Origin of the sequence: Rhizobacter sp. (assembly GCF_031412075.1) — a bacterium.
Classification (GTDB): domain Bacteria; phylum Pseudomonadota; class Gammaproteobacteria; order Burkholderiales; family Burkholderiaceae_C; genus Rhizobacter.
Genome location: NZ_JANOCG010000550.1, coordinates 1 through 9,714, shown reverse-complemented (window position 1 = coordinate 9,714; position 9,714 = coordinate 1). Strand labels below are relative to the sequence as shown.

The following is a 9,714-nucleotide window of genomic DNA, read 5'->3' as shown; positions in this document are numbered from 1 at the left end:
TCTGGCCCAGGCGCTTGGGCACCAGCTCGCCAAAGATGATGGTGAGGAAGGTGATGCACACCACCACCAGGCCTGTCGATGAAATGCTGGCCGCCTTGCCACCGACATGAAACTCGGCGCTCAGCCAAGCCGCCAGCGGCTCGGAAAATGCCGCTTCGCCGACGATGCCGTTGAGCACGCCGATCGAGGTGATGCCGATCTGCACCGTGGAGAGAAACTTGGTCGGGTTCTCGTGCAGGTCCATCGCGACCTGAGCCCCTCGGTCGCCGGTTTCCACCATCACCTGCAGCCGCGCCCGGCGGCTCGCGGTGAGCGCCATCTCGGACATGGCGAACAACCCGTTGAGCAAAATCAGAAAAGCGAGAAGAGCTGTGTCCATGAACCGGGGCCCGCCCGGAACGCACCGTACCAAGAAGCGGGCAAGCGTAGCAGACTCGTTCTGCACCCCGATGACTGCCGCAGAATGCCGCCATGAACTATCTGATCGGTGACCTTCAAGGCTGTTGTGATGCCCTGGAGCGGCTGTTGGCGAAGGTCGATTTTTCGCCCTCGCGCGACCATGCCTATTTTCTGGGCGACCTGGTCAACCGCGGCCCGGCGTCGCTCGCCACCCTGCGCCGCCTGCACGGCCTGGGCAGCGCGGCCACTTGCCTGCTGGGCAACCACGACCTGCACTTGCTCGCCGTGGCGCACGGTGTGCGTGACGCGGGGCGCAGCGACACGCTGGCCGAGCTGCTGCACGCGCCCGACCGCCACGCGCTGATCGACTGGCTGCGCCAGCAGCGCATGGCGCACCACGCCCACGGCTGGCTGATGGTGCACGCCGGCGTCGCCCCGCAGTGGAGCCTGGCGACCACGCTGGAGCTGGCGGGCGAGGTGGAGCAGCGTTTGCGCAGTGCCGATCTGGTTGATTTTTTGCGCGTGATGTACGGCAACGAGCCGCGACGCTGGGACGAATGCCTGCAAGGGGATGCGCGCCTGCGCTTTGCCGTCAACGTGCTGACACGCATCCGCTTTTGCAGCGCCGACGGCACGCTGGACCTCAAGACCAAGGAAGGCGCGGGCGCGACGCCAGATGGCTTCTGCCCATGGTTCGAGGTGCCGGAGCGGCAGACGGCGGGCGTGCCCATCGCCTTCGGCCATTGGTCCACGCTCGGCCTCGTCAACCGGCCCGACTTGCTGGCGCTCGACACCGGCTGTGTGTGGGGCGGGCAACTCACTGCGGTGCGGGTCGATGGCACCGCGCGCGAGGTGACCCAGGTGTCATGCGAACAGGCTCAGCGGCCTGGATGAATGCCGGGGCGGCCCAGGCTGCGACTACAATCCCGCCCTCTTCGGAAGCGTGGCAGAGTGGTCGATTGCACCGGTCTTGAAAACCGGCGACGGGCAACCGTCCGTGAGTTCGAATCTCACCGCTTCCGCCAGGGTTGACCTGGCGCAGCCCTTCGCGCGCCGCCCCTGCGCGGGTCCCCTCTGACGGGCCGCGACACCCCTTCTGTTCCCCTCGGCCCTGACCGACCCCGCTTGACGCAGGCCGAAAGCCCTGGGCTCCCACTGGTTTGCAAGCAGACGCAACAAGAAGCTCCGCGCCCAAAAAAGCTTGCGTACCACTACAGTACCACTAAGATACCTGTGCGCACGGGGTGTCGGGCGCCAACGAGTGGACTGAGGGGCGGCGCAGTGGTATGCGCATCTTGTTGCAATCGGGCGCTCAAGCGCCTCGACGAGCCCAACAGAATCCAGCCGCTACCAACCAAACCAGGTTTCTCAACCGGAACAGGAGAACGCAATGAACAGGAAGACGACGTGGGGCGCGACCACCGTGATGGTCGCCATCGCAAGCTTGTGGGGCCAAGTGCAGGCCGCCACGACACTCGACGCAGTGCCGCAAGACCTGCTGCTGGCCCAGGCCAGCACCGCCCCCGCCTGGAGAGAGGGCGCGAGCTACACCACCGGCACGGTGGTGAGCTACAACAGCGGCCAGTACGTCGCGCTGGTGACCCACACCGCCTGGGCAGGCACAAACTGGAATCCGGCGACCACGCCCACGCTGTGGCAGCCGCTCAGCGGCAACGCCCCAGCGCCCTCCCCTACGCCAGCGCCTAGCCCGTCACCCTCTCCGTCACCGGCCCCGTCGCCCACGCCCGGCGGCACCTGCTACCTGGCCTGGTCCTCCACCAGCGCCTACTCCGGCGGCGCCACGGTGAGCCGCAACGGCGTCAACTACCGGGCGAACTGGTGGACACAAGGCAACGACCCTGTCACCAGCAGCGGCCCGATCGGCAGTGGCCAGCCCTGGACGACCACCGGCAGCTGCACCGGCGCGCCGGCTCCTTCGCCGAGCCCTTCGCCCTCTCCGTCCCCTTCTCCCTCACCCGCTCCGGCACCGTCCGACCCACTCACGGTGTCGGAATCCGTTCGGGCCGACCAGACGAAGCGTGTGTATGTCGGCTACTACCCGACCTGGAGCGACAACTGGTTCGACGCCACCGGCAAGACCGCCAACGAGGTCTACCGGGCCAGCAAGTTCGCGCGCATTCCTGGCACCTACACCCACGTGATGGTGGCTTTCGCCGACCCGAACTTCTCATGGCCTGGCCTGGCCACCAACAGCTGGTCGGGCACGGGCGTGAACTTCAACGCCGCGCCGAGGGACATCAAGGCCGCGATCGACGTGCTGCACCAGCGCAACATCAAGGTCATCCTCGCGGTGGGTGGTGCGACCTACGGCAACTGGAATGCGCTGGCCGCCCAAGGCGCGGCGGGCAGCGGCCCGATCATCAATGCGCTCGCGACCTTCATCACCGAGATGGGCTTCGACGGGCTGGACGTGGACTATGAAGTCGACGGCGATGTGGACCGTTACGCCAACTCGATCAAGGGCTTGCGTGCCGCGGTCGACAGGGCCGGCGGCGGCCGCGTGCTGACCTTGGCCGGTTGGTCGACCGGGGCCGATTGCACCGCCGCCACCTCGGCCGACCCGACTTGCACGGGCCGCATGTCGTACTGGGGCGGCAACGCCGGGCGCGAACGCGCCGTGGTGCTGAAGTACCCGAACACGGCCGGCATGCTCGACATGGTCAACGTGATGAGCTACGACGCGCGCTACGAGCACTACGACGGTGTCACCGCCTACAACGACTACCGCAGCCTGTACCCGAGCAAGACGATCGTCTCCATCGGTTTTGAAAGCTCACCCGAAGGGTGGGCCGGCGCGAACCTGGTGGTGAACAACGCCGATGCGCAATGCGAAGGCTCGCGCAATCTGCTCAACCAGTACAACGTGGCGGTGAACGCGCCCTACTCGGTCGAGCGCTACAGCGGTGCGGTGCTGGCCAGCACAAGCCCGAGGCGCAACCCCCGAGACGGCGCGATGCTCTGGTCCATCTTGAAGAAGGCAACCGGCAGCTGCGGCAGCGCAGCCCTGGCCACACCGGGCACCATCGGCGCCAGGTTGTCAACGCAGTTCGGCCTGCCCAACGACCCGCTGCTGCAAGGACCCGACTGGAAGTGAGGCGACCCCGATCCTGAACGGCGCCGACCAGGCGCCAAGCTGCTTCAGCCCTCCGTACCCCGGAGGGCTTTTTTACGGGCCAGGGTCGTTCACCCCAAATGGGCGCTCGCGCGGCTCAGGAACAGGCCCTAGAAAAGACCCGCCTTCAGCGCCCCCGCCACCACCGTTTTCGACAACGCAGCCACCTGCGCGTTGACGTCGGCCGAGGCTGCTTCGCTGGCACGGGCCGTCCACATCAGGCGGCCGCTGGCCACATCGGTGATCGACGTGTTGGCTGCGTAGCCGGTTTCGACCTTGGTACCGCCCATCGGCAAGGACACGCCGACACCGCCGCCCACATTGCCGCCGAACCCACCCAGGCCCACACCGAGCGTGAAGCCGGGTTTGGCGACCGAGCCGTTGGGCGCAATCGCCGTCACCAGCACGGCCTTGGCGTTGGCGGTCTTGGCGGCAGCAACGTAAGGCGCGGGGCCGCCGGGTGGGCTGTTGGCGCCGTCGCCCACATCCGGGGCCGGCACCGGCACGGCGCCCACAGACACCAGCTGCGCACTCATCTGGTCGGTGCACACCCGCCTCAGCACCTGGTCTGGCGACTCGCACACCACCAGCACCCGTGCGCCGCGCAAGGGCTGGCCGCTCACCAGCTGCGGATCGGCCCACTGGGCGTCGAGCTGGGTGGAGGCGCAACCGGCCAGGCAGGCCGCGGTCACGATCATGGAGAGTGAAGCCAGGCGAACAACAAAGGTCATGGGGTGCTCGCGTAGAAAGTGAGGTCAACCGACACAGGTACGGTTTTTACCCGTGCGTTTCGCCTCGTACAAGGCTTCGTCAGCGCGCTCCAGGGCCATTTCGATGCGCTCGCCCGGCCGATACGCCGTGACGCCGGCTGAAAAGGTGACGAAAACATTCTTGTTTTCGTGCATGAACAAGCCCCCACTGAGCGATCGTTGAAGGCGCGTGAGGATCTGTTCGCCTTCGGTCACAGGCGTGTTGGGCAGCAGCACCACGAACTCTTCACCACCGTAGCGCGCCACCAGGTCCATGGGCCGCAGCGCCTTGCTCACCACCTCGGCCAACGACTTCAGGGCCACGTCGCCAGCGTTGTGGCCCAACTCGTCGTTGAGCTTCTTGAAGTTGTCGACGTCGAGCAGGCCGATGGAGAGCTGTGTTCCGTCGCGCTCCAGCCGCGCACGCTCCGCATCGAAGGCCTGCAGCAGGCCACGCCGGTTGGCGATTTTGGTGAGCTGGTCGGTGGAGACTTCATCCGACAGGCGGCGCAGCTCGGTTTCGAGCTCGACCACCCTTCCTGACAAGTCGTTGGCGCGGGTGTGTTCGTATTGCAGCTTGCCTTGCGCCACCTTCACCAGCGACTGCACGGTGCGGCTCTCTTCCACCATCTCGCGCACCACGCCTGCCAGGCTCTCCAAGGAGTCGGCCTTTTCGATCACACCCGCGTAGCGGCCCAGGTTTTCATGGAAACGACCGGTCTGCGAGCCCAGCTCACCCAGCTCGCTGAGCATCTGGTTGATCAGCGCCTTGAGGGAGTCTTGCGCCTTGGCGCGCTCGAGGCGCAGCTGCTTCTGCCGCTCGCGGGTGTTGTCGAGCAGCTCGCTGACCGAGCGCACGCTGCGCGCGGTGAGGCCGAACTCGATCTCGTTGCGCATCGCCTCGCATTGGCCCTTGGCCCAGCTTTCGTCTTCGGCCAGGTCGGTAAGGCTCGCGGTGAGCTGTGTGCACAGACCGCTCAGCTGGTCGATCAGGTGGTGGCGGTGGGCAAGCACACGGGTGGCGCGTTTGCACAGCTCGTCGAGCTCGTCGCTTTGGCTGACGGTGGGGCCACGTTCGCGGATGCGTTGGGTCAGCGCAGCCAGCTCGTCGGCCAGCTCGGCGCTGGGCGCGGGCGGCGGCGGCAAGGCCAGCTGCAAGGTGCCCCCCAGGCTGGTCAGCAGGTCTTGCCAGAGAGGCGAGGCCTCGGCGCTCGCGGGGCCGGTAGCGTCCATCAGGGGCGCCGGTTGCGTGGGTTCGGACCAGGGCTGCTCGACCACTGCCGCCAAGGCCTCGGGGTCGACCGCGCCGTCGATGGTGTCGCTTTCCCAGCCGGCCAGCAGCTGGCCCAGGCGCTGTTGCAGGCGCTGCACATCGCTGCGCGAGCTGGAGAGCACACGTTGCAACGCGTCTTTTTTTCGCGCGCTCGTCCACTGGCGGCCGCCACGCTGCACACCGCGCACCACACGCTCGATCAGGCCGGCCAAGGCGGCGGCCTGGGCGGCCGACTCTTCCTTGTCGACAACCGGCGCGGTGGCAGCGGACGAGGGCACCGGGGTGCCGGCCTCCTGGTGGTAGGCGCGGGCGTAGTTTTCGGGGGTGGGTTCGAGCTTTTCCAGCACCAGGCGGCGCAACGCGGCCTTGGCCAGCTGGGGGGCCAGGTTGTCGGCGCCAGCCCGCGGCGCAGCAGCGCGTGTCGTCGGGTCCATCAAGGCTCAGCTCAAGTCAAGGCACTAGCCTTGCGGCCCAAAGCGCGACCGCGCCTCGACGGCGGCCCGCAAGGCATCGGCTGCGTCGGACTCGTCGGCATTGACGATCCAGGGGGCCTTGCGTGGCAACACGGTCTGCTCCAGCCACTGCTCCAGCAGCTCGGGTGGCTGGGCCTTGCTGAACAAGAAGCCCTGCATCACCACGCAACCCAGCCGGTGCAGCACTTCCATCTGGCGCATGTTTTCCACGCCTTCGGCAATCACCCGCAGACCGAGCGATCGGGCCAGGGCGATGATGGCGGTGACCACGGCCGAGCTTTGCGGCGTCATGCCCAGGTCGCGCACGAAGGAGCGGTCGATCTTCAGCTCGCTGATGGGCAAGGTGGTCAGGTAGGCCAGCGACGAATAGCCGGTGCCGAAGTCGTCGATGGAAATCTCGACACCGATCTCGTTCAGCCGGTGCAGCGACGGGATGACGTTTTGCAAATCTTTCATCAGCCCGGTTTCGGTGATCTCAAGCTCGATGGCATGGTGCGGCACGCCATAAAGCGTGACGGCCTGGTGGATGTTTTCGACCAGGTCGGTGCGCTCGAACAGACGGTTGGGCAGGTTGACGGCGATCGAATCGGCAAAACCGAAGCTGTCTTGCCACAAGCGGGCCTGGCGCGCCGCTTCGCGGATGGCCCACTCGCTCAAGGGGATGATCAGTCCGGTTTCTTCAGCGAGCGGAATGAAGTCGCCAGGAGGCACCAGCACGCTGCCGCGCTGCCAGCGCATCAGCGCTTCTACACCCACCATCTTGGCGCCGCGCACGTCGACCTTGGGTTGGTAGTGCAGCACCAGCTCGTTGCGCTCGATGGCCTTGTGCAACGCGCTTTCCAACTCCAACTTTTCACGGCCCTTGCCGGCCAGCGCCGGGCGGTACAGCAAGGCGGCGTTGCGCCCCTGCGCCTTGACGGAGTACATGGCCACGTCAGAGTTGCGCATCAGGTCGGCGACCGTGGCGCCGTCGCGCGGGAACATCGCAATGCCCACGCTGGCCGTCACGAAACACTCCTGGCCGCCCACGAAGATGGGCTCGCGCATCACGTCCAGAATGCGGTCGGCCACACGCTCCGCGTCGGTCTCGTCAGACACCTCGGGCAGCAGGGCCACGAACTCGTCGCCACCCAGGCGGCCCACGGCCTCCAGCGTGCGGTGCGAGCGTGAGCCCATCGATTCGATGGAGCTTTCCATCACCTGGTCGGAGTGGCGCACACACGAGCGCAGGCGGCGCGACACCTCCATCAGCAGCTCGTCGCCGGCGCCATGGCCGAGGGTGTCGTTGATGATCTTGAAGCGGTCGAGGTCGATCAGCAGCAGCGCCACCGGGTGGTTGAGGCGGCGTGCATGCTCCAGCGCACGTTCTGCACGCCAGATCAGCTGGCGGCGATTGGGCAGGCCGGTGAGCGCATCGAAATTCGCCAGGTGGCGGATCTTGTCTTCGGCCATGCGCCGGTCGGTCACGTCTTGCACGATGCCGGTGTAGCCCGACAGGTTGCCGTGTTCGTTGAACTCGGGCTCGGCCTCGACGTGGATGATGCGCTGCTGCCGCCCGTCGGGCAGCGTGATCGGGATGTCTGTGGCCAGCACGGAGCTGTGACGGAAGACGTCGTGCAGCACCATCATGAAACCTTCACGGTCTTCGTCGGGCACCATGCGCAACAGGCCACGCATGCTGACGCGATCGCCCGCGCCCATGCCGAACACCCGCAGGCCCTCGACCGAGAACACAGGGCTGCCGCCAGCCACCCGCCAATCGAAGCTGCCCATGCGTGCCAGGTCTTGGGCGCGGGCGAGCTTGGATTTGCTGCGCTCCAGCTCCAGGCGTGTGCGCGACGAGCGCAGCAGGTAGCGCAGCCGCCCGGCCAACAAGCTCCATTGGGTTGATTTGACAAAGAAGTCGGTGGCCCCGGCTTCGTAGGCGCGGGTGATAGAGGCATCGTCGTCGAGGCCGGTCAGCATGAGCACGGGCAGCGACTCGAAGCCCGGCAAGGCGCGCAGCTCGTGGCAGGTTTGAAAGCCGTCGAGCCCGGGCATCAGGGCGTCGAGCACCACCACGTCGGGCAGCCAGTCGGCCAGCAGCTGGATCGCGCGCTCGCCACTGGTGGCTTCGGTGATGGCAAAACCGCGCTCGCGCAGGGCAATGGCGGTGAGCAGCAGGTTGACCTCGTCGTCGTCGACGAGCAACACCTTGGGCTGGATCAGCAGATCGTCGTCAACCAAGGCGGCGCTGGAAGTCATTTGTCAGGCACCCAGAATGCGCTGGAGCGCCACACGCACGATCTCGACCTCGGCCTGCAGCTCGGCAATGCGCTCGGGCATGCCCTCTGACTGCTCTTGGCGGGCCCTGGATTCAATGTCCGAGCACAGTCTCGACAACTTCATGGCTCCGATGCTGGCAGAAGACGATTTTAGGGTGTGGGCCACATGCCGAATACCCCCGGAATCGCTGGTGTCGAGCGCTTCTTGCAGCTGGGGCATGAGGCGGCCGACCGAGGCTTCGAAAGCGTTGACCACGCGTTCCATCAGGCGGTTCTCACCGCTCGGGTCGAGTTCACGCAGCCGCTCCAGGGCCTGGGCATCCAGCACGCTGGAGTCGAGGTCGGCAGGAGCTGGCGCTTTCAGGGTGCCGGCACCCGAGCCACCCATGGCACCATCTTCGCCAGATGGGGCAGGAGTGGCAGGTCGAAGGTGTTTGGTCAGCATGGCAAGCAGTTGACTCTGGCGAAACGGTTTGGAGAGGTAGTCATCGAAGCCCAGTCCCAAGAAGCATTCTTTGTCGCCCCCCTGGGCACTGGCCATGACCGCGATGGTCGGAGTATCTGCTGAAGTGAGAAAAGTTGAATCGGCCCGCAGTTCCGCCGCGAAACCCGCTGAGCGCCTCCACCCCATCCATGCCCACCCGGCACCCGGTCGTCCCGAGCATTGGCCCGATGACTTCCGGGTCCGCGGCATTGTCTGCCGCGACAAGGATGTGGGTGTTCAGGCGCGGCGTCAATCGGTCCGCATCCGCAATCGAGGCAGAAATGCCGGGAACGGCCCGCCGCAACGGCCAGCGACACGCCAGCCGCCTGGGCAACAAAGCGCAACACCAACCAGGCGGTCAACAACATGGGCATGGCAAAGAATGAGAGGACATCGACGCGACCAGGACTTCGCACAGACCAGGCGACAGTTTTCTCGGCCTACCGTCTGTTTTTCGGCATGAACGCCACTCACTTGAATCGCGGCGGCCCGCGGTGAGAAGCCGCGTGGTCAGTCCTTACAATCATGGCAATGACGCTCGTGCTGCTCTCCGTGTTGGCACTGCTTGCCATGCTGGCTGCAGCGGCCGCCGTGGCCTGGGCCCTGCACCTGCAACGTGCGCAACGTGAGCTGCAGAACGATCTGCAGAGCAGCCGCGCTCAGGCCCAAGCTCTCGCCAGCGCCCTCGATGTGTGGCAATGGCGCACCGACTCACAACACCGCCTCAGCCTGCTGCGCCCGCCCTCATCGGCCAGCGCGCGCTGGCCAGCCCTCGACGGCAAACCCCTGCTCTGGGAACACTTCCAGTCTGATGACAGCGCCGGCCTGCGCGCCCGTGTGCACAGCCACGCTGCGGTCGATGCGCTGGCGGTCTGGCACACCGACAGCGCCGGCGAGCGCCACGAGCTGGTGCTTCGCGGCGCCCCGCTGTTCGACATG

8 protein-coding genes and 1 tRNA gene are annotated in these 9,714 nt (G+C 66.4%); 4 read left to right on the top strand and 5 right to left on the bottom strand.

The annotated features are described in order from the left end of the window. Positions 1-379: CNNM domain-containing protein (locus RMO40_RS20520; RefSeq protein WP_309725318.1), on the bottom strand; the 379-nt coding region annotated here is incomplete at its 3' end. 92 nt (positions 380-471) lie between these two features. Between RMO40_RS20520 and RMO40_RS20515 the strand changes: the two genes are divergently transcribed. The 3 genes from RMO40_RS20515 to RMO40_RS20505 all read left to right on the top strand — a co-directional run bounded on the left by RMO40_RS20515 (position 472) and on the right by RMO40_RS20505 (position 3,514). Next, positions 472-1,293 (top strand): symmetrical bis(5'-nucleosyl)-tetraphosphatase, encoded by an 822-nt coding sequence (locus RMO40_RS20515; protein WP_309725316.1) that lies wholly within the window; start codon positions 472-474, stop codon positions 1,291-1,293. Between the two features lie 43 nt (positions 1,294-1,336). Further along, positions 1,337-1,424, top strand: a tRNA-Ser gene (locus RMO40_RS20510). A 365-nt stretch (positions 1,425-1,789) separates the two neighbouring features. Further along, positions 1,790-3,514, top strand: a complete 1,725-nt coding sequence (locus RMO40_RS20505) for a carbohydrate-binding protein (RefSeq protein ID WP_309725313.1) — start codon at positions 1,790-1,792, stop codon at positions 3,512-3,514. A 128-nt stretch (positions 3,515-3,642) separates the two neighbouring features. Here the strand turns inward: RMO40_RS20505 and RMO40_RS20500 are convergent, their stop codons facing one another. Genes RMO40_RS20500 through RMO40_RS20485 form a run of 4 tightly spaced genes read right to left on the bottom strand, consistent with a single transcriptional unit; the run spans position 3,643 to position 8,736 of the window. Beyond that, positions 3,643-4,263 (bottom strand): hypothetical protein, encoded by a 621-nt coding sequence (locus RMO40_RS20500; RefSeq protein ID WP_309725311.1) that lies wholly within the window; start codon positions 4,261-4,263, stop codon positions 3,643-3,645. Between the two features lie 24 nt (positions 4,264-4,287). Then, on the bottom strand, positions 4,288-5,988 hold the full coding sequence (locus tag RMO40_RS20495; RefSeq protein WP_309725309.1) for a diguanylate cyclase: 1,701 nt from the start codon (positions 5,986-5,988) through the stop codon (positions 4,288-4,290). A gap of 24 nt (positions 5,989-6,012) precedes the next feature. Further along, the gene (locus RMO40_RS20490; protein ID WP_309725306.1) at positions 6,013-8,271 is read right to left on the bottom strand and encodes an EAL domain-containing protein; all 2,259 of its coding nucleotides are present in this window, start codon (positions 8,269-8,271) and stop codon (positions 6,013-6,015) included. A gap of 3 nt (positions 8,272-8,274) precedes the next feature. Continuing rightward, positions 8,275-8,736 (bottom strand): Hpt domain-containing protein, encoded by a 462-nt coding sequence (locus RMO40_RS20485; protein WP_309725304.1) that lies wholly within the window; start codon positions 8,734-8,736, stop codon positions 8,275-8,277. A gap of 570 nt (positions 8,737-9,306) precedes the next feature. On the opposite strand from RMO40_RS20485, the gene RMO40_RS20480 reads away from it, so the two are divergent. Beyond that, the coding region (locus tag RMO40_RS20480) for a hypothetical protein (protein WP_309725301.1) at positions 9,307-9,714 on the top strand (408 nt) is incomplete at its 3' end.